This is a genomic window from Dolichospermum sp. FACHB-1091, from assembly GCF_014697585.1.
Lineage (GTDB): Bacteria > Cyanobacteriota > Cyanobacteriia > Cyanobacteriales > Nostocaceae > Dolichospermum.
In genome coordinates, this window is sequence record NZ_JACJSB010000043.1 from 1 (window position 1) to 25984 (window position 25984).

At 34.6% G+C, this 25984-nt stretch carries 17 protein-coding genes; 5 read left to right on the forward strand and 12 right to left on the reverse strand.

The features are described 5' to 3' along the window. The coding region (locus H6G25_RS19595) for a COR domain-containing protein (RefSeq protein WP_190393932.1) at nt 1–2136 on the forward strand (2136 nt) is incomplete at its 5' end. A gap of 72 nt (nt 2137–2208) precedes the next feature. Here H6G25_RS19595 and H6G25_RS19600 read toward each other — a convergent pair. The 12 genes from H6G25_RS19600 to H6G25_RS19655 form a co-directional block, all read right to left on the reverse strand. Further along, complete coding sequence (locus H6G25_RS19600) at nt 2209–2763, reverse strand: hypothetical protein (RefSeq protein WP_190393933.1); 555 nt, start codon at nt 2761–2763, stop codon at nt 2209–2211. 83 nt (nt 2764–2846) lie between these two features. Continuing rightward, nucleotides 2847–3353: a hypothetical protein gene (locus H6G25_RS19605; RefSeq protein WP_190393934.1), complete on the reverse strand. Its 507-nt coding sequence runs from the start codon at nt 3351–3353 to the stop codon at nt 2847–2849. A gap of 179 nt (nt 3354–3532) precedes the next feature. Further along, nucleotides 3533–4348, reverse strand: coding sequence for a pyrroline-5-carboxylate reductase (gene proC / locus H6G25_RS19610; protein WP_190393948.1), 816 nt, complete (start codon nt 4346–4348; stop codon nt 3533–3535). A gap of 119 nt (nt 4349–4467) precedes the next feature. Further along, entirely contained in the window at nt 4468–5061 is a 594-nt protein-coding gene (locus H6G25_RS19615) for a cell division protein SepF (RefSeq protein ID WP_190393935.1), read from the reverse strand. Nucleotides 5062–5534: 473 nt separating this feature from the next. Further along, nucleotides 5535–6203 (reverse strand): YggS family pyridoxal phosphate-dependent enzyme, encoded by a 669-nt coding sequence (locus H6G25_RS19620; protein WP_190393936.1) that lies wholly within the window; start codon nt 6201–6203, stop codon nt 5535–5537. Further along, nucleotides 6200–6478: a transcriptional coactivator PipX gene (gene pipX / locus H6G25_RS19625; protein WP_028082939.1), complete on the reverse strand. Its 279-nt coding sequence runs from the start codon at nt 6476–6478 to the stop codon at nt 6200–6202. The genes H6G25_RS19620 and pipX overlap by 4 nt, the downstream gene beginning before the upstream one ends. A 327-nt stretch (nt 6479–6805) precedes the next feature. Then, on the reverse strand, nt 6806–8665 hold the full coding sequence (locus H6G25_RS19630) for a hypothetical protein (RefSeq protein WP_190393937.1): 1860 nt from the start codon (nt 8663–8665) through the stop codon (nt 6806–6808). A 139-nt stretch (nt 8666–8804) separates the two neighbouring features. Further along, a complete protein-coding gene (locus H6G25_RS19635; protein WP_190393949.1) occupies nt 8805–9110 on the reverse strand; it encodes an acyl carrier protein in 306 nt (101 codons plus the stop codon). 12 nt (nt 9111–9122) lie between these two features. Next, entirely contained in the window at nt 9123–10451 is a 1329-nt protein-coding gene (locus H6G25_RS19640; protein ID WP_190393938.1) for a condensation domain-containing protein, read from the reverse strand. Between the two features lie 84 nt (nt 10452–10535). Then, entirely contained in the window at nt 10536–12197 is a 1662-nt protein-coding gene (locus H6G25_RS19645; RefSeq protein WP_190393939.1) for a PfaD family polyunsaturated fatty acid/polyketide biosynthesis protein, read from the reverse strand. Between the two features lie 144 nt (nt 12198–12341). Further along, nucleotides 12342–15044 carry a PfaB family protein gene (locus H6G25_RS19650; protein WP_190393940.1) on the reverse strand — a complete coding sequence of 901 codons (2703 nt, stop codon included), beginning with the start codon at nt 15042–15044 and terminating at the stop codon, nt 12342–12344. A 46-nt stretch (nt 15045–15090) separates the two neighbouring features. Further along, entirely contained in the window at nt 15091–21396 is a 6306-nt protein-coding gene (locus tag H6G25_RS19655) for a type I polyketide synthase (protein ID WP_190393941.1), read from the reverse strand. 779 nt (nt 21397–22175) lie between these two features. Here H6G25_RS19655 and H6G25_RS19660 point away from each other — a divergent pair. The 4 genes from H6G25_RS19660 to H6G25_RS19675 all read left to right on the forward strand — a co-directional run bounded on the left by H6G25_RS19660 (nt 22176) and on the right by H6G25_RS19675 (nt 25975). After that, nucleotides 22176–22505 carry a hypothetical protein gene (locus H6G25_RS19660; protein WP_028082946.1) on the forward strand — a complete coding sequence of 110 codons (330 nt, stop codon included), beginning with the start codon at nt 22176–22178 and terminating at the stop codon, nt 22503–22505. A gap of 325 nt (nt 22506–22830) precedes the next feature. Beyond that, nucleotides 22831–24060 carry an ABC exporter membrane fusion protein gene (locus H6G25_RS19665; protein WP_190393942.1) on the forward strand — a complete coding sequence of 410 codons (1230 nt, stop codon included), beginning with the start codon at nt 22831–22833 and terminating at the stop codon, nt 24058–24060. Nucleotides 24061–24076: 16 nt separating this feature from the next. Next, nucleotides 24077–25252, forward strand: coding sequence for an ABC transporter permease DevC (devC, locus tag H6G25_RS19670; protein WP_190393943.1), 1176 nt, complete (start codon nt 24077–24079; stop codon nt 25250–25252). An 18-nt stretch (nt 25253–25270) separates the two neighbouring features. After that, nucleotides 25271–25975 (forward strand): DevA family ABC transporter ATP-binding protein, encoded by a 705-nt coding sequence (locus tag H6G25_RS19675; RefSeq protein ID WP_190393944.1) that lies wholly within the window; start codon nt 25271–25273, stop codon nt 25973–25975. The last annotated feature ends 9 nt before the right edge of the window (nt 25976–25984 follow it).

The window sequence follows — 25984 nt, forward strand, 5'->3', positions numbered from 1 at the left end:
AGTTTACCACCGGAAATAGTCCAACTTACTAATCTCCAAACTCTCGACATTTCTTTTAATCAAATCAGCAGTTTACCACCGGAAATAGTCCAACTTACTAATCTCCAAACTCTTGATTTACGTAATAATCCAGTTCCTATTCCCCCAGAAATTTTAGGACCAAAGGAATGGTATGAAAATCCAGGTAATATTCAAGAAATCCTCGACTTCTATTTTCGGGTACAAGATCCACAAGCAACAGAACCTTTATATGAAGCAAAATTATTGATTATTGGTGAAGGAGGTGCAGGTAAAACCTCTCTAGCCAAAAAAATTGAAGATGAAAAATACCAACTGAAATCAGATGAAAAATCAACAGAAGGTATTGATGTCATTCAATGGAAATTCCACCTAGATCATGGTCAAGAATTTCGCGTTAATATTTGGGATTTTGGTGGACAAGAAATCTATAAGGAAACCCACCAATTTTTTCTAACTTCCCGTTCTCTTTATGCTTTAGTTGCAGATGATCGTAAAGAAAATACGGATTTTTATTATTGGCTAAAAGTTGTTGAATTATTGAGTGATAATAGCCCAGTTTTTATTATTAAGAATGAAAAAGATAACCGTCAATGCGAAGTTAATGAACGTGAATTGCGCGGGGAATTTCTGAATCTCAAAGAATTTTTACCAACTAATTTAGCTGACAATAGGGGTTTAACAGAAATTAAAAACAACATTCAGCAATATATTAAGCAACTTCCTCATGTTGGTGAACCTTTGCCAAAAATCTGGGTAAGAGTCCGTTTTGCTTTAGAAAATAATCCTCGTAACTATATTAGTTTTACAGAATATTGTGATTTTTGTAGACTCAATAATTTAAGAGATAGTCAAGATATGAAGCGCCTAAGTCAGTATTTACATGATCTTGGTGTTTGCTTACATTTCCAAAAAGATCCTATACTAAAACACTGGGTTATTCTCAAACCTGAATGGGGAACTACAGCAGTTTATAAAGTGCTGGATAATAAAAATGTGGTTAAAAATTTAGGATGTTTTACCCAAGAAAATCTGGCAGAAATTTGGGAAGATGAAGAATATAAAGACATGAGAGATGAACTGCTACAATTGATGATGCGGTTTAAACTATGTTATCCACTTTCCGGTCAATATATTGCACCTCAATTACTCGATATCAACCAACCCGAATACACCTGGAATCCAAATAATAATTTAATTTTAAGCTACAAATACGACTTTTTGCCCAAAGGTATTATTACCCGTTTTATTGTAGAAATACACCCTTGGATTGAAGAACAAAAACAAGTTTGGAGAAGTGGTGTCATTATCAACAAGAATCAAACTCGCGCTGAAATAATTCAAAACTACAATCAAAAGGAAATTAAAATCCGTGTAGAAGGAAATCGTAAAAAAGAATTACTGACTATCATTACCCACGAACTGGAAAAAATCCATAGTTCTTTTGAGCGTTTGCGGTATGATACTCTTGTTCCTTGTAACTGCACAAAATGTATAGGAAGTCAGACACCCCATACTTATAATTTAGAATCATTACGTAAGCGTTTGGATGCTGGTCGTTATCAAATTGAGTGTGATAGGAGTTATGAAATGGTTAATGTTCGGAGGTTAATTGATGATGTAAACTTATCAACTCTAGAATCAAATCAAGACCCAGTTTTACCATTACAAAGTGAACTTGACAGGGATAAAGAACGATCATATAATAGTGTAAATATTGTGATTAATAACAAACCAATTCAGAGTAATTCTATGTCAGAATCTTATCAATCTAAATATCACCAAACAGGACCTACCCAATTTGTAGACACAGCCCAATCTGGTAGTAATGTAACATTTAATCAAACTAATTACACACCAGAACAAAAACCGAATTTAGCAGACGCAGCAGCAGAAATTCAACAACTACTTAATCAATTATCTAAAACCAATCCCACAGCAACAAACCAAGAAATTACAAACACCATTGAACAGGAAATTAAAAGCAACCCCAAGTTAAAAGATAGATTAATAGCTGCACTTAAAGCTGGTGGTTTAGAAGCATTAAAAACAATATTTAATCATCCTGCTTTTACCATTCCTGCGGAAACTATCAAAGGATTTATAGAAGCAGAATAAATCACTCTTTATTTCTTCGCGTCTTAACTCCTTTGCGACTTGGCGCGAAAATCATCTTTAAAAATGAAACGCCTAACTTTTAAATGGTAGTCCTCTTACCTCAGATAATATCTCTTGTACAGCTTGGTAAGCCTCACTAATTGACAGTTCACCTTTTTCTACAAGTTCCATTAATATTTGAGCATCTTCAGGACTAATCAGATTCAGCTTTAATGGCTCTTTTAGGAAACTATAAAACTTATTTTTGTCATTGTCCCCAATGGTAGATTTTCTTTCCTCAGTTTCCATTTCCCGTAGCTTCTCTTTTAACTGTCTGAGTATTTCTTCTCGCTGACCTTGCTGATGTGTTCCATCTACGAGAAACCTCTTGACACCAAAAAGTGCTGCTCCTCCTAATGCTGCTGCTCCAGCAATTACTCCTATAGGCGCTGCAACTGGTACGGTAATTAATCCAAAGAGAATAGGGACTGCTGTGCCACCAAAAGCAAATGCTGCTGCACCCGCACCAACAGCACCAACACCAATAGCACCAATATCTGTTAAAAAATTAATTCGATCATCAGGATTGTTTTCTATCTGCTCAATTGCTTTCAGTAATTCTTCTTTACTAAGTTTCTTGTTTGTCATAAAAGCCTCCAGTTGAAACCAGTTTAAATCGTTGAATATTATCTGAATATTATTTGCATATTTATTGGCATATTTGAGTAAATTTAGGTAAAAGCGACTTCATGAGCAACCGCACTGAAAACATCAGTCAGCAGTTGGAAAAACTCACGTGCAACTTCAACAATATTTGCTCCTACACCTGTAAATTGTTTATCAAGTATATGCCCTACAACTGCTCCAGTGGTGACAATACCTATTCCTAAAGCTCTAGCCACAGGTTCTAGGAATTGACCTAAAAATGGAATCGAAACAGTTAAACTGTATATAGCACAGGCAACAACAGCACATATTCCAGCACCAGCAACTAATAAGGGGTGTGCTTTGACAAACTCGAAAATTTTTATCAGTACCACCTTGCCTATAGAAACAACTTTTTTACCAACTCTGATAGTATTGCGAATCAGCTGGTGTAATCTCGTTGCAACCTCTTGAGGTAAACCGATCTCTTGCAGCCATAAGTATAAATCCATGCTTGAAGTTGCCTCTGCTTCTGCATTCCAGAGGGTCATTTTTAACTTAGCCTGTCCTATAGTCATCTTTCCAGCTTGCATAAGTATTTTTCCGGTAATTGTCTTAAAAATGTTTTAAATGCTCTAAATATTTGTATAATAGGGTAACACATTTTATTTAAAAGTCACAACCGTATTAATACTGTTATTTGACAGTTTTTAACTACAAATAAATAGGAATTTCAAGCGATGAAGACAGAAACAGATTATCACCTCACCTATCAACCATTCCCCAATTCCTGAGCGCGTTCTTTCGAGGCTTTAACAGCTTCCATGACAGCGGAACGAAAGCTGGCCTTTTCCAACGCGCTAACACCAGCAATAGTCGTACCCCCAGGGCTGGTAACTCTGTCTTTGAGTTCAGCGGGATGGATTTTGGTTTCTTGTAAAAGTTTAGCTGTTCCTAAGACTGTTTGTATAGCTAGTTGTTGTGCCATTGCTCTAGTTAAACCCACAGCAACACCACCATCAGCTAAAGCCTCGATCATCAATGCCACATAAGCAGGTCCACTCCCAGACAAGCCTGTAACTGCATTCATCAAGGTTTCGGGAACTTCCACCACTTCCCCCACAGCGGCAAAAATCTTTTCTGCTACTTGTTTATGACTAGCGTAAGTGTAAGCACCTAAAGAAATCGCCGTTATTCCCGCGCCTACTGTGGCGGGAGTGTTAGGCATAGAGCGAATTATCGGGAATTGGCTAAAGGCTGCTTCCAATTGTTTTAAATTTACACCCGCCAGTATAGAAATGATTACAGGTGAATTTTCTGTCGGGAGAATATGTGCTAATTCCTGAGCTACAGTAGTAAATATCTGGGGTTTGACTGCCAACATAACAGCTTCCTGTGCTTCCCCTAAAACCAGACTATTATCTGTAGTTACAGATATTCCATATTTTTGTTCTAAATAGCTGCGGCGTTCCCCTTGGGGTTCGCTGACTATAATTTCTGATGGTTGATAAGTACCAATTGCAATAAGGCGGGATAATAGGGCTTCTGCCATTACCCCACCACCAATTAAGCCAAATTTTATATTCATTGTCATTAGTCACTAACTAGTGGTCAATTCTTAATAGTTAATCATCCTTGTTTACGAAACGCTAGGGCGCATACAATTAATTGGGGATTTAAAACTATGGACTAATGACCAATTTAGCACTACTGTGCCATCCGCGTGGGTTCATTTCCCCAAGCTGACGTTGCTGTAGCTGCGGGACGGGCAGGACGGGCTTGGTTGATAGGTACTTCATGTACTAAACCACCTTGGGTGCTAACTTGTACGCAACTGGGGGTAAATAAGAAGATGCTTTCACCAATTCGCTCTTGATGTCCGTCTAAGGCATAAGTACCACCAGCAACAAAGTCAACTGCTCGTTGAGCTTGATCGGGGTCCATAATGGTCAAGTTTAATACTACTGATTTGCGTTCGCGTAAGGCCTGAATTGCCTGGGGCATTTCTTCAAATGTCCGAGGTTCTAAAACTAGAACTTCAGATATTCCATTAATTGCGCCCGGCATACCAATAACATTACTCATAGGCTTGGATACTGTTGGTGCTATTTCATCTGTATTTGTCGGTGGATTTTGCCAACGTCGAGGAGGAGTAGTTTCCTGTGGGGTTGACTGGGCATTGCCTTGTTGATAGACATTCTGATAATTATCGCCGGATTCGGCTTCTTCTTCGTAGTATTCGTATTCTACCTGCTCATTCAAACCGACAAAATCCCTGAGTTTAGAAAATATATTGGCCATGTTGTACACTCCCGGATGAAAATTACCCTAATTTTCCTGGCTATTAAGTTGCATTTCGGCTACTTTTAGTCAGTATTCGTAACTATAGTAGATGCTTGACGTATCACTTGTACTACTTATTTTATTTTTTAGTACAAATGATCGATTATCAACAGATATTGATGTTAATGCCTGTACATTAACGAATCTGTAACAATGAGTTAAGATTATAGCCTAATGATAATTAAAAATAAAGGTGGTCAGACCCCTGTTGTAATTAAGCATTACTTATGAGATTATTATATTTTTTGACAATTATCAATACTTAGAGAATATACAGCACGTTTAGCTTGAGTGAGGTACACCTTATGCGGGCAAGATGCCCGCACCACAAGAGTTTAATCATTGATATCTGTACTTCATAATAGCGGGAACTGCTGTAAATTATTAGAGGATTGTCCATGGGTTCTACATAAACACAGCCATGGCCATATCTAAGAACGTTGACCAAACAATATTGTCCCTAATCTTACCATGGTTGCCCCTGCTTCTACTGCCAATTGGTAATCTCCAGACATACCCATTGATAACTGCTGCATTGTAATATTTGACCAATTTTGTGATTGGATTGTTTGGGCTAATTTGTATGTACTATGAAAAACATTCAAGATTTCTCCAGCCTCCAACCCTAGAGGCGGAATTGTCATCAAACCTTGAATTTGTAAATTTTGACATTGATTGAGTGCTTCCAAATCAGCAAATAATTCTGGAACCATCCAACCAGATTTATTCGCATCGGGGAGAATTTTGACTTGTAAGCATACCTTTGGGGTCACTCCCAATTCTTGCGCTAGAGTATTTAAGCGTTGTGCTAGTGCTAAATTATCTACGGAGTGAATCCACTGAAATAGTTCTAAGGCTTTTTTAGCCTTATTACTTTGTAGATGTCCTATAAAGTGCCAGGTAATATCCGATAGATCTTGTAACTCGGCTTGTTTACTGGCAGCTTCTTGGATGCGACTTTCGGCAAAATCACGAATTCCTGCGGTGTATGCTTGCCGCATAAATTCAGTAGACACTCTTTTTGTCACAGCAATCAACCTCACTGTAGGGGGTAGTGAGGAGTGAATATTAGCAAGGCGATCGCTAATGGAATTAGTCATTGGAACGTGCGTTGGAAAACACCTTGAAGTTGATCATACTCTTGGGAGTTACCACTGCGGCGCAAAATACGTAAACGATTTTCCAGCATCATTCTAGCTTCAGTGCGGCCAATGGGCTGAAATTTCAGGACTTTAAGTTCACTTGTTACCAGAAAAAATAAGCGTTGAGCATAGAGTGTGGTAAACAGATCCTGGTTCTCATCAACCATACTGATCCTATAGAGCAAACCCCAAGTTGGATGATTTAGGTAAGTTTCTGAGTTTTCTGGATTCATTTCCTAGTCAAGGTTGGGAGTATATAGGGTGTTTTGCAATTAACTAACATTCAGAGGATAGTACGTCCCTTCCGCCAAAATTTTCGTTGACAATGGGAAAATAACTATTTTATTACAATTTCCCACAGCTAACAATACTTTTTTGTATTGGATCATAACCTAAATTGATGCGGTATTGCCATGGCTGCCTCCATCGTGCCACAATTCTCCCTTAATGGCGCAAAGATGGACATTTACCCAGCCGGCATATAGCAGGAGTCAGGAATAAAAAAAATGCCAGAAGAAAGAAGAAAGAAATTTTTCCCCTATTCCCCTGACTTTTCCCTGTCACCGATTTTTAAGAGAGGGGTAATTTTTACCACCTAATTCAATTTGTCCAGTCACACACCCAGCTTTTAACCTAGTTATTAAATACTCTAAATCATCGGCAATAAAATTTGTACCATGATCTGGTTCTACTAAGCTAATTAATTTGATATTATGGATAATTTGATTGCCTAAATTAGCAATTCCTAAAAAGTTTAAAACTCCTGATTCATAAGTTCCACAAGGTACAGCAGGATTATTCATCCCCACACAATATTCATTGTCTTGAAACCAATCAAAATGAGGATAACCATGAAAGTGAACTATAGGCGCACCATTTTTAATTAATTCTGGTGTGTATAAAGCTGCCGCTAGACTAATAGCTAACATCACATAGATATCATAGGAAGGTTTAATATCTGCGTTTTTTGATTGATTTCCTAATGGTAATTGTAAATGTAATTTGTCTTTTAAGCCAATGCGAAGAACATCAGAATCAATATTTAAAGCTGTTTTATTTGCGCCAGACCGAGAACTAACTAGCCAAATATCAGGTATTTGTTTAAATCTATTTTCTGCCTTAATATTTAGTTTTAGATAACGTCTACCTTGTTGATTTTGACGAAGTTCATAAATACTAAATCCGGGTACAGGTAATAAGTTTTCCCATTCGTCAATAGTGATTTCTGGTTTACCTACATAATGAGGAGGTTCAGCATAAGCTACAAAACCATAAGATACTCCTGTTCTACCATTAACGATCACATTGACAATATCTCTATGGGATTTTCTGTTAATAACTTGGTCTAATTTAAACCCCGCTGGAAATAAACCTGTAGATGCTAATTCTTCACCCATTTTCACCAATTTATGAGCATAAGCTGATAAATGAGGATTATATTCTCCCAGTTGAAAACGGTTAATTAATAGAGGAGTAATAGGGACAAATATCTTAGGAATCAGAGATTTTAAGGCAAAATCCTCAACTTCATCCTGATCAAAGTTAGAATCTGAGAGATTCATATTCAGAATAGAAAATTTTTCATGGGATATACCAATAACAATTTCTGAAAAAGTTTTCACTAGTGTATTTATCCCCATGGGAATTTTTTCTGTATAAGGTGTAGTTGGGTTAACAAATTTATCATCTATATCAGTCAAGATTACCACTTGTGTATTTGTAGGATCTTCAACATATTTAGCTGCGTGATCTTCAGCCCAACTACTCAATTTAGCGATTTGTACAACAGACATTTGTTGTTTTTCCTTTAGCCATGTATAAGATAATTTATACCAACTTTCAGCGATAATTATGCCTAATTTTCTTAACCATGAATTTGGTCTTTCCACGTCCACAATAGCATCAATATCTGCTCTAACTACCTGCATTTTTAAAGATTGATTCCAGTTAATAATAGGGATTTTAATAGTATGTCGTAATTCCATTGTGGCTTCTTTCCAGGGAATTACTGTCACACCATGCCTTTGCAAGTAGAAAATTAATTCTTGACGAAATCTAATAATAGCTTTATTTTGATAATAATCAGGCAAAGGTCTAAAAGTAACCTTCAAGTTTTCAGCCATGAATTTAGGATTAATAATTGGAGGTTGGTATCCAATGGGTGATTCTCCAGAAAAACCACCAATTAACTTACCAATAGTCGGTAAACTAATTCCCTGAATTAAACTTTGATTAGTATAGTTATCTGTAACATTCATTTCCTGAATTAATGCTAAAATATCTGCTTTATATCTAGCTATTTCTAATTGTATTTCTGGAGTAATTACACCTTGGGGAGAACGAATATTAAGTTTGCTATTTTCTGCCCAAAATAATACACCTTTTTGAGTGAGTTTGGCTAAAATTTCTGCTGCATTCATAACAAAATTTCTCGTATTTAAAAACAACAATTTAGGAAAGAGGACACCTGGCTGATAGGATTTTCCTAATCTAGCGAAGTGTCCCAATAATCAAGGAGGAAAAACTAGATTGTCAGTAATTAAACAGAATATGTAGGGATTATATCTGGATAATTTCTGACTGTAAATTTTCTAATTCTTCAGATAGTCTGATAGAAAGTTCTTGAATGGTGGGATAATACCAAAGGTGAATAAGAGATAATTTGCATCCCAAAAACTTTTCGGCCTTACTAGCGATAATTATAGTTTGTGCTGAGTCTAAGCCGTAACTATCTAAAGGTTGACGAATATCTATTTCTTCTGGGTTAACTGCCAATAAAGAGGAAATTTCGGAAACTAACCAAGCTTGGATTTTAGCTGTGTTATCTTGGTTTTTAAATAGATAAGTGGATAAATTATTATTCATTTTATTATCCATTTATGCACCTCCTATTATTAAAGAATGAGAGGAGATTTTCATCATATCTGATATACAATCATCTACAATTTTTTCCATAGTTTGACGATTAATTGCAGGTTGAGAAAACACAAAATTTAAGGTCATTTTTTCCTGAAAAGTAGCAGCATGAACAATAAACATTCCTGCATATAAAGCATGAGAACCAACAAAACTGATTTCTTCTAGTTCTAATTCACCATAAACACGGGGAATATTGACTTTACCAACATTAGAAACTGAGATTGTAGCAGATACTTGATTGGGGAAGAGCAAAGAAAAATTTATCAGGTGTTTAGCGAGAAATATCATGTTAAATATCTCTCCTTGATTTATTTTTTTATTTAAATCATTTTTGATTTTCCGTGCTAATTCCCAAATAGATATATTATTCTTAATTCTATAAAATCCCATCAAAGATGTTGCTAAAACTGTCATATTTTCTGCATTAATTCTAGGTTTTAACCTTTGTCTCAAATCAATATATGATAAACAACTAACTTTAATATGATCTTCATAGCTTTTATTAATTTGTTTGGAGACTGTTAACATTAGTGTCGCACATAAAGCACTTTGTACTGTAGTATTTTCTTGTCTGCATTTTTGAATAAACTTTTGGCTTGATTCTTCGCTAAGTTGTCTATGAATAATTTCACAACGACGCTGAGAAATGGGAACATAGTTTTCTACTTTTAATGTTTTTGGAGGATTCAAGTATTTTTGAAGTGCGATATTTAATAATAAAGCAATTCTAGATAGTTTGTTTTTAAAACTATTTGTCCATGCAGGTAATAGTTTTTCAATGGGTGGGATATGTTCTAAAGTATTAACTACTGGAATAGATTGACCTTCAGTGATTTCTTGACAATAGGTTAAAATTTCTGAGTGAAGTTGGATGCTTGATAACCCGTCAGTAATAGCATGATGTGTAGTTGTAATCAGATAATTGATATTTGGCTGATTTAATACTTTTACAAGTACAACTCTTAGCAGATATTTACTACTATCAATTACTTGATTCATTTCTGCATTAACGACCGCTTCCCATTCCTGAATTTCTACAATATTAACAAATCTTAAAGGAAGTTTTCCTGTAACTGCGGACTGAAAATAGTAGGAATTATCAGAATTAATAATGTGAGAATTAAGGACAGGATGACGATATTGAATAATATCTAAAGACTGTCTAAGAACTGTTGCTTGAATATTTCCCTGAATACGACTAATAGTAACTAAGTTCCATGTTTTAGCTCGTTGATTCAGGATTTCCATTGTTTGTTCTAGCGGTCCCAATTTCCTATTTATAGCCATATTTATCACCTTTTTATAAATAAGAAATATCAAAGTAGTTGCTAGTGAGGGATTTATCCCTCATTTATAGCACTAAAGAGCTAACTACAAACTTGGTTGTTTATTTAAGTTAGATACTGGATGATATTGACTAAATTCTTCTGGTATTTGTAAACCTTGAATTTTCAAATTTTGAATGCGATATAAATAAGCTGCACCCGTCATAATTTGATCGGCTATATCAACTACTTGACGATTATTAATATCTGCTAAATAAGAACCACGCACCCAATTATTAAAACTTCCCATTGCTGGTCCACACCAAATTTGATAGTCAATTTCTCGACCTTTTTCTCCAGTATTAGACCACCGAGAAGATAGTCCTAAATACCAGCGAAATATTAATGCCATTTTTACTTTAGGATTATTAGCTGCTTTGCTTAATTTTTCCGGGTGATGTTGAGATAAATAAGTAGATGTTTCTTGCCAAATTTCGGAAATTGTTTTTCGCAGAATTTGTTTTTCTAATTTTTCTATTTCATCTGAGGGAATTTCTGCAATTGAATTATAGTTTTTGTATAATTCCCATAGTTTTTGAGCGCGGAGGGGAAAGAAAGTTCCTTTTTTAAGAACTTGTAATTTTACTCCCATTTCAAACATATCAGCCGCTGGAGCCATCATTACATCTGTCATTTCTGCTTCAGCTAATAACTTTTTTGTATATTCAGAAGTACCAGCTTCAATACATGATTGATTAATAGAACCGGTGACAATATAAGCAGCACCCATCATTAAAGCTGCTAATGCTGATTGGGGTGTGGAAATACCACCAGCTACACCAATTCTTACGGGTTTTTCATAATTATATTGACGCTGAATTTCATCTCTTAATTCTAAGATAGAAGGTAATAAACAAATCAAAGGACGATTATCTGTATGTCCTCCTGAATCTGCTTCTACAGTAATATCATCAGCCATAGGAATTTTAGCTGCCAGATTAGCTTGTAATTCGCTAATTAATCCTTGTTCAACTAATTGTTTCAGAATTTTTGTAGGTGCAGGTTTGAGGAACTTAGTAGCAACTTCTCGACGGGAAATTTTGGCGATAATTTTATTGTTAATTTCAATTTCATTAGCTGAATTTAAACTCAGTCCAGCAGACCGATAGTAAACTATATTATCACTCAAATCTAAGAATGCAGAGGCTTCAATTATTCTGATTTGATGCTGTAAATACAAATCAATTAAACGACCTTCAATAGCAGGTTCACTGGGACTATGAAGTAAGTTAAAAGCATAGGATTTGTTATGTAAAACTTGTTTAATTTTATGAATTGCTGTTTCTACACGATTAGGAGATAAACCTCCTGCACCAAAGGAACTTAAAATGTTAGCTTTTCCCAAAGCAATTACCATTTCTTCTGATGCAATACCCTGAGCCATTGCACCAGTCATGTATGCGTATTTTACGCCATAAAACTCTAGAAAGCTTGGATCACCTAATTGATGAAACCCGATAGCAGGAACAGTTAAAAGCATTTCTAATTGCTTAGTTTTACCATTAGCACTATAGGATAAACTTCCTACATTACTAATACCAATTTGTCCTTCTTTATTGAGAATATAACAAGGATAATCTAAATTCATCAGTTTGTTTTTAATATTTTCTGCATCGAAAGATACCGTATTTAAATCGCCTTGCCATCTTTGATAATTGTTGTTCATTGAAGGGGAAAATTTGAGTCTTTGATGATATTTGTTCAACATAATTTTGATTAACTTGAATATTAGGTTTTAAAAACACAGATGAACGCAGATAAACGCCGATAAATTAATGGATTTTATAATTCTGTGCAGCCTAAAATCTAATTGATATTAGAGTCCTATTTCAAATTAAAAAAATCTATATTTTTATTTTTCTTTTCTTGTTTGTATGACCATTTTTTTGTATAAATCTAATTGCTGCTGGAGAAATATACTAAGTTCTTGAAGTGATCTTTGCCGAGATTGTAATAAAAAGCTGTGTGCTTTAGCCAAACGCAGATTATTATCATTTAAACCTTGATAATTAGGGAGAGATTTAATACTGCGTTCATAATTAAATAAGGAAGTATCTGGCAAAGATGATTGATTCTTGTAAGCAATTTCTTGTTCAAATTTGATATTGGGTAAGGAATATAAAGGTGATAAGTCTAACTCAACTCGATGACTAAATAGTTTAGCTAATGCTTTAATAATAGAGGTGTGATCATCTGCACCTCTTTTATTTAGAGATACAGTTAGATGTTCTTGATGTTTGAGAATTTCGCTAATCCAACGGCTACAGTTACTACCAACACCGACTTCAATAAAGATTCTGATATGATCATTATAAACATGATTAACTAAGCGAGGAAAATCAAGTTGTTGACAGAGGGCTTTGGCGATATTTTTGCCGATTAAATGACCATCAATTTTCATGGGTGCATATTCAGCAGCAGAATAGAAAATTGTGTTTGAATCTGTTTGAGTTGGTAAGGTATTAACTTTAACTAATTCATCATATTCAGATTGCATTGCTTCACAATGAATTACATGATTAATTGATGTAGGAAAAGCGTCACATTTTAAAGTTTCAATCACTCTTTGACAAGCCTGATTTTCACCAGCAATAACTACTTCTTCCGGTGTATTAATTAAAGTTATATAAACTTGTTGTTCATTTTTTAAAACTTCTTTTACTTGAGAATATGCACAGATTAAAATGTAGCTACTCCAAAATTCTTCCCCTTTATTTTCATCAATTAAAGGTAATCCCCAATGTTGACGAACTGCATTTTTAGGACCTGATAGCCGGGTTTTAAATAAAGGTGATGAGTGCAAATAATCACTGGTACTTTTAAAGCTAGTCCAGATACCTTGGGCTAACATCATACTGGTTTCACCAAGGCTATATCCGAAAGCATAAGGTGATTGAATCTGGAAATATTTTTTCAAAATTGCTGTCATTAATCCAGCGAAACCAACTTCTGATTCCAGCATAGAAACTGGATCATTTATTAATGTTTGTTCTATAGTTTCTAGTTGTCTTTTTGATAGTTTATTAATGCTACGAGGATAGAGAATTTTTTCAATGTTAGCGACTCGATTATAAACACTTTTAATGACAATATCATTATGTAATTGGGGAAAAAGACGGAAAATATTTCTGCCTATTCCTATATAAGAAGTAAAAGAACCAGGATAAACAAAGGCAACATGGCCTTTTTTTCCTTGGGGATTAATTGTAAAATAACTACCAAGGGGAGTTTGCCAATCTTTACCAGTATTGAAAGCAATATTTACTCCCTGAATTGCCCTTTCAATTTCTCGTTTTAATTCCTCTGGATGTCGTGATAGAATTGCTAAAGCATAGGTTGATTTTTGATATCGCTGATATTTTTGGAAATAATTACTAGCCAGTTGAGATAGGCAAGAAATACCTGTAATATTTTCTTGAAGTGCGGTAATTTGTGTTAATAAAGAAGCAGGATCATCTCCTGCGATAGTAAATAAATAATAAGGCATTTGTTCCAAATATTTACTATTACGTTCTATCTGGCTGATTTCTTCTGACAAAATTAAATGTCCATAAGTATTATCTTGATTATCTTGATTATCTTCTTCCGTAATATTTACCGCAGCTATTCTTTTAGTCGTATCAGATTCTAAAAACCAAGGTTTTGATTCTACTGCTACATAAAAAGGGCTTCCCTGCCAAATTTCTGGCTGTTTAGGATTTGACCAGTGGGGAACACCAGGAATATAACGATGATATAGACAAAGCGCAGTTTTGATCAGACTAAATATACCAGCAGTGGCTTGTGTATTGCCAATATTTGCTTTAACGCTACCCATAGCACAACTGAGATTTTCTTTTCCTGTCTGATAAGCTGATATTAAACCTTGAATTTCCGCCGTATCTGCGTTAGAAATCCCACTAGCAACAACTTCTAAATAACCAATATCTGCGGCTTTAATATCTGCTATTTGAAACGCTTCCTGACAAACTTGAGTAACAATTTCTGGGTGATTTGGAGAATGTTTCACTACACTCAAACCATCAATAACTGCATAGATACGATGATTTTGTTGTTTAGCTGTTTCATGTAATTGAAATACAACTGCGGCTACACCTGCTGTTTTAATTATATCTTTCGCATTTTCATCATAACTAAAAGTATATACACCTCCATTAACTTCCCTTGGGTAATTTCTATCTATTCCGACAATTAAAACAGCTTCAACTTGTTGATTACTTAATAATTGTTGACTTATATTTAAAGCTGACAAAAGCGATTTTTCTGCGGATAAAAATACTAATTCCGCCGAAATATAACTAGCTAAGGTGTCCGAATTTTCTAAAGGAGAAATAATAATTAAGCCTATTTTTGTTTCCGGTTTAATTTGAGCATTTTTAAGAGCAGAATTGATCACTTCTCGACTTAATGGACTTTGCTGATAATCTGAAGATGTAACTGCATCTTGCTTAGTTTCATAAATCAGTCTTTCAAATTTATTTAATGTTGATGAATTACTAACAAAACAATCCATACCGACAATTGCTAACTTGGGATTTTGTGCAATTAATTCCATGATCATTCTCCAGATTTTAGAATTTAATTCTCTGCGTGAAAAATATCTAATATTTTGCTATTTGTCTAGGTAAAATTGTTCCTTTTGCACCAATCATGCGATTATAAATTTGTCCTTGACGATTATAGGTAATCACATCTGTAATTACCGAAGATTCTGTTTTTGATTTCACCTCACAAGTAACATAAAATGTTTCACCAAAAGGCACTTTTGCAAATTGTTCAAAGTTGTTAATTTCTGATGGTAAACAGCCAACTTGATGAAAATGTTGAGTCCAAATCCAGAGAGAATGAATCTGGACATCTGCTATATAGGGATTAAATGTTTGAACTAGAAATTGTCCTTGTTCTTCTACCGTTGGTTCTGATAAAAAGCATTCAATTGTTATCTGACTAAGACTAGTATTTAAAACTGATTTTACACCTTGAAAAGTGACTCCATGAAATAAGCTAGAAGTATTTACTTGATACAATTCTTGATGATTTTTGAGTAGATTTTGATCCTGATTAAAGTTCAGGTTTTCATAATTTGGAACTGGAGGAATTTCTCGTTTGAGAATTAAATTCGTGCTAAAATGATAACGGATTTTTTTATCTGGCGTTTGACTACTAATTTTAGCAGCAAGTTCTATTTCTTGATTTTCATGTTTCGCAAGTTCTTGAATTTCTAAAACATATTCATTTGCTAAAGTTTCATCAAAAACTATGCCCTTTAAAACTTTGAAATTTGAAGCAATAAAAGCTGTAAAACCGGGATATATTTGTTCACAAGCATTTGTCATCCATGACAAACCACAGGTAGCAGGAAGTACAGGAAAACCAGCGATAATATGATCCTGTAAAAATGGGTTTTCTGCTAATGTTAATTGGCGTTTAATGCGATAGGTTTTTAAATCATTAGATAAGGTCAAAGGAACATAAAATAAAGGACTACCAATCACTAATTGAACTGTATTTTGATCAGAGTTTGTTAATTCGTCAATTAATATTTGTGTTCCTGTTTCTATGGGAATTACCTCAATTTCTCTTTCTGCAAAGGCTTTTTTTAATTCTGGTGATACCATACCACTTTCCCAAGGTCCCCAGTTGATAGCCATGACATGACAATTAGGGTAATTATGTTTAATTAAATGGGCAGATTTGTTGAGTATTTCATTGGCTATGGCATAATCTGATTGTCCCACATTGCCATAAAATCCGACTACGGAAGAGAACAAAACTAAATATTGTAATTGACTTGCTGGTACACATCTTAAAAGATTTTCTAAACCTTGAATTTTAGCTGCATAAACATTTTCAAAATCCTGAATTGATTTCTTTTCAATGCGTTTATCAGCTAAGTTTCCTGCACCATGAATAATACCAGTTATCGCCCCAAAACGTTCAATTACATCTGCCAATTTTGATTCTAATAATACTTTATCGGTAATATCTACACTCAGATATTCCGCTTGTCCTCCTGCTTTTTGAATAGCTTTGAGAGTATTTTGAATTTCTCGCTGTGAGGAAATAAGTTGATACTTTTTTTGTACCATTATTGGTGTGGGCTTTTCTCCTTGGGCTTGGAAATTTTCTAAAATTCGCTGTTTTAATTCCGCTTCATTTTCACAATTTTCTGCCCAAACTGGTTCAGGTTCTGTGCTGGAACGCCCCAAAAGAATAAATTTACATTGATATTTTTGAGCAATTTTAATTACACATTGGGCTGTGATTCCTTTTGCACCACCACTTACTAAAAATACTTGATCTTTGGTAATTTCTTTAGGAGAATTGGTGGTTACTAATGGGGTGAAATCTGCAATTAAGTTAACTCTACCTTTGCTGCTATAGCCTACTTCTTGAATTAACAAATTTGGATCATGAATTTCGGCGAGAATATGTTTAACAGATGTTTCTAAATCTAACTCTGGATTTAGGTCAATAGAACGACAAAATACATTTTCCCATTCTTGATTAACACTCTTAGTAAGTCCAAATAATCCTCCCGCAATAGCACTAAATTTATTGGTTTCTCCTAATCCAAATTCACCGTCTAAATGCGCCACGTTAATAAAACAACTGCGTCCTAATTTTACGGCTTCATTTAGTGGTTCTTTCAGATATTTAGCGATTAAAAAAACGTGGCAAAGAATAGATTTCTCTATGTCTAATGGTGTTAACGGGTGAAGGTGAATAAATGCAGCTACAGTACCATAATTATCATGAATTTGTTTTAACTGTTGTTGTAAAGTGTCTTCATTCCAATCATTTAAAACTACTCTATTGATTCCTTGATTAACATTTGATTCGACACCAGGAAAACTTAAAATCACTGTTTTCCAGCCTTTATCTGTCAAACTTTTTGCTAATCTCTCGGTAAGAAAAGAACCATTATCAGTTATTAATGCAATATGGTTATCAGCAAGAGAAAATTCTAAACTGTCAGGTGCGGAAAGTTGTTGTAGTTTTGCAATACTACGACGGATATTTGGCTGAGGTGTGGTTTTTGTTATCTCTACTATTTCTTCAGTTAATAACTTAGTAATTTTCTGGGCTTGCTGCTGCATATAACTAGCAATTTCGCCCAAATTTCTCAATTCTCCAATTTCTTCAGGGTTAGGTTTAGGTAAGTCGGGATATAGTTCTAATAAACTTCCTAAAATTTCTACTTTTTTGATGGAATCAATTCCCAAATCTGCTTCTATATCCATTGACAGTTCTAACATTTCTAGCGGATAACCTGTTTTTTCACTGACTATATTTAATAGGTTTTGACTCAGGGTGGCTTTATCTATGTTAATTGGAATTTCGGGAACTACGGTAAGAGTTTTTTCTGTGTTTTTGATGAATGGGATGATTTTTTCCTCACGCAGAAGCGCGGAGTCGCTGAGTATTTGAGGGGGATTTACATGATTAATAGCTGCTTTTTCTGAGGTTAGTAAATGAAAATGTTCTTGGAGAAGTTGAAAATAGTTTTGGGTATATTCCTGTTGATATTTGAGGTATTTTTCATGAATACGCAGAGTATCACCTTGATGATCATGAAATCGCATCATGTTACGTTCAGAACTGGAAATTATTAATTCTAGAATTTTAGCTTGATGTTCTGTAGTTTCACTATTTTCTAATAATGAATACTGTTGTTGCATTAATTGAGAAAAGGTTTTTGTGTATTCTGTTTGACTGTGCAATGACTGTTCATGAATGTGAATAATATCCCGTTGTTGTTGACTAAATTCTGTGATAAAATCTTCTAAGATATCAATAACTTTTTCATAATTTTGGGGCTGAATTTCTGCTTCTTCTAATTTTTCATTAAATGAAGTTACAGGCTTTTTGTTAACTGTTGGTTGAGGTGATACAAAGCTGATATGAGAACCATTTTCTAAGGCTTTTGCAAAGGCTTTTTGAGTTTTTTCGGTAATATTTGTACTATTTAATCTCACATTCAAAACTTTTTGTTGAGAAACTTCGGTAATTTTACTTGAGACTTGGTAAGGGTCTATGTTTTGCAAATATAATCCAGCTACTTGCAATTGAACTATAGCTTGTCGGAGAATTTTATCGCTATCTTGAGTATGATTTGCATTTACAGCTATCGCTATGTGGGGTTTATCACTTAAAATCTCTTTCACTAAATTTGTAAGGACATTTTTGGGACCAAATTCTACAAAACAATAACCACCAGCAGCATAAATGTTTTCAATTTCCTGCTGAAATAATACCTGATTTAACAATTGTTCCTTGAGAATCTTTTGGATAGAGTGGGGTTCTTGGGGATAACATTCACCCGTGATATTTGTATAAACGGGAATTTGGGGTTCGTTGAAATTTACTTTTTCAACAGCTTGGGCAAAAGGTTTTTGGGCATGAGATACTAATGGTGTATGAAATCCTGCGGAAACTCCTAATAAAAAAGTAGAAAATCCTTGATTTTTGAGAATTTCTTGTACTTGATTAATTTCATTTTTCTTCCCAGCTAATACTACTTGTTTCTGAGAATTTCTATTAGCAATAACTACTTGAGGGAAGTTTTTAATGACTTCCGTTATTTGACTAATATCTCCTTTAACAGCTAACATTCCTCCCGCATCAAAATTAGGATTTACAGGTGCAGCCATAGCTTGTCCTCTAGCTTTTGCTAAGAACAAATAATCCTCTTCACTTAATACTCCCGCAACCCACAAAGCTGTTAATTCACCGAAACTATGACCGGCAACAAAATCAGGTTTAAATCCAGCTTGTTGCAATATTTTATATAATCCCGCACTAAACACACCAATTGCCGGTTGTGCATATTCAGTTTTATGCAGTGTTTCTAACTGGATTTGTCTCTGTGCTTTATCAATAACTGGTGGTGGAAATACTACTGCTGATAAAGGTTGTAAACCGTCTTCACACAACAGACTATCTATATGCGTATATGTTTGCCGCAAACAAGGAAAATTCATTACCAACTCCCGCCCCATTTCTAAGTATTGTGAACCTTGTCCAGAAAACAAAGCCACCACTTTACCCGTCATATCTATCCCTTTTTGACGGTAGTAAATCCCTTGAGGATGTTCCCATGATTGGGCTTCAGGCTTCTGTTTTAGCCCTTCAATCGCAATTTCCAGTAATTCCTGACCTTGGGCTAAATCATTGGCTACAAAGCCAATTCTGGCGTAATTAAGAGGAATCTTGCCAATCTGAGAATCAGTAACTAATTGTTGATAGTATTTTTCTTTACTATCATCTTGTAGTTGTTGGTGGATTTGCTGACAACGAGATAACAAGGCTGAAGCGGTGGGGGCAAATAGTAGCAGGGATTGTGGAGTATGGTGTAAACGGTACGGGTGATGATGTTCATGTTCATATTCTTCTAAAACAACGTGATAATTTGTACCACCAAATCCAAAGGCACTGACTCCGGCCCTTCTCGGTTGGGTAGGATGACTTACCCAAGGTCTAGTCTCCGTATTTAAGTAGAATGGTGAGTTCTCAATGTTCAGTTTAGGATGGGGCTTACTGATATTAATTGTCGGTGGTAAAACTTTATGATGTAACGCCAAAGCCGCTTTGATTAGACTGGCTGCACCAGCAGCAGCTTTAGTATGTCCAATTTGTGATTTAACAGTTCCTAAGGCGATATGCTGTTTTTTGGGGTTATTTTCACTAAAAACGGTGGTAATTGAGCTAAATTCTGTAGGGTCTCCTACCATCGTTCCTGTACCATGAGCTTCAATCAGACCTATGCTTGTAGGGGATATTTCTGCTTCTATATATGCACGACGTAAAGCATTTATTTGTCCTTCGGGACGAGGGGCATAGATACTTTTATACTTACCATCGCTAGAACTGCCAACACCTTTAATAACTGCATAAATGCGATCGCCATCTCGTTGAGCATCTTCTAAACGCTTGATTACCAGCATCCCCACGCCTTCACCTAACATCATTCCATCAGCATCAGCATCAAAAGGCTTCACCTTATCCCCAGGGGAAACAGCGGGGGTTTTGCTAAAGCACATATAGGCGAAAATAGAATTATCAGTATCCACACCGCCAGTTATCATCATGTCGGCGCGATGTTCTGTTAATTCGCTAATAGCCATCCTTAATGCACCTAATGAACTTGCACAGGCTGCATCTACTACGCAATTCATCCCGCCTAAATTTAAACGGTTAGCAATACGTCCAGAAATGACATTAGCTAACATTCCAGGGAAAGCATTTTCTTCCCATTCTACATATCCACTTTTGATTTTTTCAATAATTTTCTGGCTATCTTCCTCTGATAAACCACTATTTTTAAGAACCTTTTTCCAAAGTGGATCTTGTAATCTTGCACCCAAAGGAACAGCCAATTGTCTACCAATTGCTACTCCTAATATTACCCCTGTTCGTTCATGATTAAATTGACGAGATGCACCATAACCAGCATCTTCCATTGCCTCTTTTGCCACTACCAAACCGAGTAACTGTGAAATATCTGTCACCTCTAAAATATTAGGAGGTAAGCCAAATTCCATGGGATTAAAATCAATATCTGGCAAAAAACCACCCCGTTTACAATAGGTTTTATCTTGGGCTTTGGGGTCAGGATCATAATAATCATCTATATGCCAACGAGAAGGGGGAACATCAGTAATACAATCCACTTTCTGAATAATATTTTGCCAGTATTCCTGTAAATTCTTCGCTTGGGGAAAGATAGAAGCCATACCAATAATTGCTATGTTAGTAGTTCGCAATTTGGTATTAATTTCACCTTTAATGTTTGTGGTATCAGGCATATTTTTTTTCACCTTTATCATCTTGAGTACAGACCTTTCACAGGTACTAATTTCAGATTGTAACCGTGCGAAAGCAGCTTCAAATGTGGAAGCAGCCATAATCATATTTCACTCTTTTGATCGGGCATTCAGTTAATAGAAGGTTTTTAAAATTTAGTTAATTTCAGAAGATATGACTTTCATTTATTTAGGCATATCCAGCCTATTGATTTTCATCTTTAAAAGTGGTGACAACCCTATTACAACTCATTAGCAACTTACGTGCAACTTTAAAAAAGTCTTGCAAATGTAAAATTGATAGAGATGTCAGACAAATATCTTGGCTTATCCAATACAGTCATTATGATCTAAGTTTTAGCCATTGTGACCAAAGTTGCATATAGATTTCATATCTCTTTAATATAAATAAGGCAGCCGATTTAAAATCATGTTTTGAACATCAAGAGTTCCAGATACCTGATTGATAAAAGAAGTCAGGTCTGTTGAGGAATTGTATTTATTGCTAAATTCTGTATTTTTACATCTATCGTCAGAAATATATTTTCCTGACTGTAAAATTTGTCACCATAAAATATATCTTAGGAATTAAAAAATATTTTTCAATTTATTTAAGTCCAAACTTTGAGATAATAAAAATTAAGAATAAGTCAAGAATTTAAAACTTGCAATTTTTACAAAGTTCATATATTGCGATAATTATCGTTTTATGAAACAACTTGTTGCATATAGGTTGAAATTCTTAAAAAATTAGTTTATTCTATATGATTAAATCAGGGAAATTAAAACAATGTTTTAGCATCAACTCAGACAGTTCAACTTGATTATAACATTTGGCTTCTGCAATATTGAACTTACAAAAACTATAAGGGCTTGCTGGCATGAGACTATCTGAATTAGATCCACTCATCCCGCTGAATGAGTTACGAGAAGATCTCCTCAAATTACCAAAAGGTTACTCATTTTATGAAGATGAATTAGTTGATTTTTTATCACGAAGAAGATGGCCTGAAAGCAATCGTCGAATTGATAGAACAACATTTTGGCGGTGGCGTAATGACAACGCTATTGAACATCAAAAAATCTTTAGTCGTTTGGATCTTCTCAAACTGTGTCAAATTTGTGATCATTACCGAGTAGACGGAACACGCAGCGAATACTTGGCAATTATGCGGAAGAAAAAAGAGAAAGAGGTAGTTCTAAATAAATAAAAATCCTGATATTGGTAATTGGTATTATTAGGAATAATATTTGATATTTGATATTTGCATATAATGGCTAAAATTTTTCAAATATTACTTATGATTCCTGCAAAAACTAATTACCAATTACCTGTCAAAATTTTGATCTTTAATTAGTTAAGTATTTTATATAATCATCAAGTCTTAAAAAATAAGCAAGATTTTGATTAATAGTATTTTGCTGGATATTATATTAGACCCAAGGTTATCAAGAGATGCTATCAAGTGTAATGTCTTTTCTGTCTCTTATTTAGAGTCATAAATTGTCATGTTTCCTAATTTAAAAGACAAAATTATGCTACACAAAGAAAAGCACTCATTAATAAAACCTGTAGGTTTATGTCCGATAATATTGGCGAGTTCTGGAGTTATAGCTACTGGTGTAATATCTATTTATGGCCTTTCATATTTTCACTTTCAGAAAACTTCAAAATCAGCCTCTACCATATCTTCTGTTACCCCTAATTTAATCCCTACTATTACCGCTGTTGCTGCTTTAGGACGTTTAGAACCCCAAGGAGAAGTAATTAGTCTCTCAGCACCTAATTCTCAAACAGGGATAAGAGTTAATCAACTCCTAGTTAAAAAAGGAGAAAAAATTCGTCAAGGACAAGTAGTAGCAATTCTTGATAATTATATTCCTAATCTTGCAGCTTTAGAAAAAGCAAAAAGACAAGTAGAAGTTAGTCGAGCAAACCTTCAGCAAGTAAAAGCAGGTGCAAAATTGGGTGATATTTTTGCTCAAAAAGCTGCAATTTCCCGTTTAGAAGCTGAATTACGAGGATCATTTTTCACACAAAAAGCCACAATTGCTCGTTTAAAAGCTGAATTAAAAAATTCACAAACCGAAAATAAACGATATCAAAAATTATATCAAGATGGTGCTATTTCTGCTTCTGATGCAGATACTAAAAGATTACGCCGAGATACTGTCCAACAACAACTTAATGAGGCTAATGCTAGTTTAAAACGAACTATAGAAACTTTGCAAAAACAGTTAACTGAATCTAAAGCTAGACTCAATAGTATTGCAGAAATTCGCCCCACAGATGTACAAGTTGCCCAAGCAAATCTGCAAAGTGCTAAAGCATCTGTTCAACAAGCTCAAGCCGAGCTAAATTTAAGTTATATTCGTTCACCTATTAATGGCCAAGTGCTAAAAATTAATACCTGGCCAGGAGAAATAATTGATAATAAAGGCATATTAGAATTAGGACAAACGCAACAAATGTATGTAGTTGCAGAAGTCTATGAAACTGATATTACAAAAGTTCGTTTAGGTCAAACAGCAATAATTACAAGTGAAGCTTTTAGTGGCAAAATAAAGGGAACAGTTGCAGATATTGGTTTACAAGTTGGTAGACAAAATATCTTTAATGCTAATCCTGGTTCAAATACAGATAACAGAATAGTTGATGTAAAAATTCGCATTAATAACTTAGCAGATAATCAACGACTTTCTACTTTAACTAATTTACAGGTACAGGCTCTTATTCAAATGTCAGGAGTAAGTAATAATGAATAGCTAATAGGAGTAAAACATGATTCCAAATATACCTTTAGCTTGGCTGCAATTAGCAAAACAAAAAGTACGCTTTTTTGTAGCTTTAGCTGGTATTGCTTTTGTTGCTGTTTTAATGTTTATGCAAATTGGTTTTCAAGATGCTCTTTATGCTAGTGCTACTCAAGTACATAAAAATCTGGAGGGTGATTTGTTTTTAATTAGCTCCCAATACAAATCTTTGACTTCCACTCAAAGCTTTCCTCGTATTCGTTTATATCAGATATTGGGTTTTAATGGCATAGAATCAGTTGCACCTTTATATCTACAATTTGCTAAACTGAAAAACCCCATAAATGGCCGCAAATATCCTATTTATGTTCTGGGATTTGAACCTGTCAAATCTATCTTTAAACTCCCGGAAATTGAACAAAATTTTCAATTATTAAAAATTCCTGATCAAGTATTTTTTGATCGGGCTGCACGTCCAGAATTTGGACCAATTGCTGAATATTTTCAAAAGAATCAACCCATAACTATGGAAATATTTAGTTATTTAGCTACTGTTGGTTATAAAGTTAAAGTTAGTGGTTTATTTAGTCTTGGTCCTTCCTTTGGTGTAGATGGTAATTTAATTGTTAGTTCTTCTACTTTTTTTAAAATCTTCTCAGAGCATGGTGCAAATGAAGTAGATATAGGCTTAATTCATCTCCAAGCAAATGTTAATCCTCGGACAATTTTAGCAACTTTATCTAAAAATTTACCTAGTGATGTCATCATCATGAATCGTCAAGAATTTATTGATTTTGAAAAAAGCTATTGGACATTAAGAACACCGATTGGATTTGTATTTAATTTGATGGTAATGATGGCTTTTGTAGTGGGTGTAATTGTTGTTTATCAAATTCTTTATAGTAATATATCTACTCATTTTGTCCAATTTGCTACACTCAAAGCTATGGGATTTAGAAATAAATATCTTTTAAATGTTGTATTTCAACAAGCTTTGATTTTAGCTGTCTTGGGTTATATTCCCGGTTTTGCTATTTCTCTAGGATTATATGATATTGCTAAAGATGCAACTAAATTACCAATTGTTATGGATTTTAGTAAGGGATTATTAGTCTTTACTTCTGTAATTTTTATGTGTTTAACTTCTGGTTTCTTTTCTACTAATAAACTTCGGAAGGTAGATCCAGCGGAAATTTTTAATTAACTAATAATCTCACTAATAATGCAATATTTACCTGGTAACAATATTTTAGAAATCACCAATCTTCATCATTACTTTGGTCATGGTAAATTAATTACTCAAACTTTGTTTGATATTAATTTGACTATCAAAGCTGGAGAAATTGTGATTATGACTGGACCTTCTGGTTCAGGAAAAACTACTTTATTAACATTAATTGGTGGTTTACGTTCTGTACAAGCGGGGAGTTTAAAATTCAATGGTCAGGAATTATTAGGTGCTAGTAAGGAAGATTTAGTACAAGTTCGTCGTCAAATTGGCTATATTTTTCAAGCTCATAATTTACTAGATTTCCTCACAGCTATGCAAAATGTCCAAATGTCTTTGGAATTACACCATAATATTTCTCACTGGGAATCTTATATCCAGTCAGAAACAATGCTCAATGCTGTGAACTTGGGAGATAGAATTAATTATTATCCCTCTGATCTTTCCGGGGGACAAAAACAACGGGTAGCTATTGCTCGCGCTTTGGTTAGTCGTCCTAAGTTAGTATTAGCTGATGAACCTACGGCTGCTTTAGATAGTAAATCAGGACGAGATGTGGTTAATTTGATGCAGCAATTAGCCAAAGAACAAGATTGTACGATTTTAATTGTTACTCATGACAACCGAATTTTAGATATTGCTGATAGAATTATTACTATGGAAGATGGTCATTTAATGCAGCAAATCAGGAATATATAGATCCCTGAC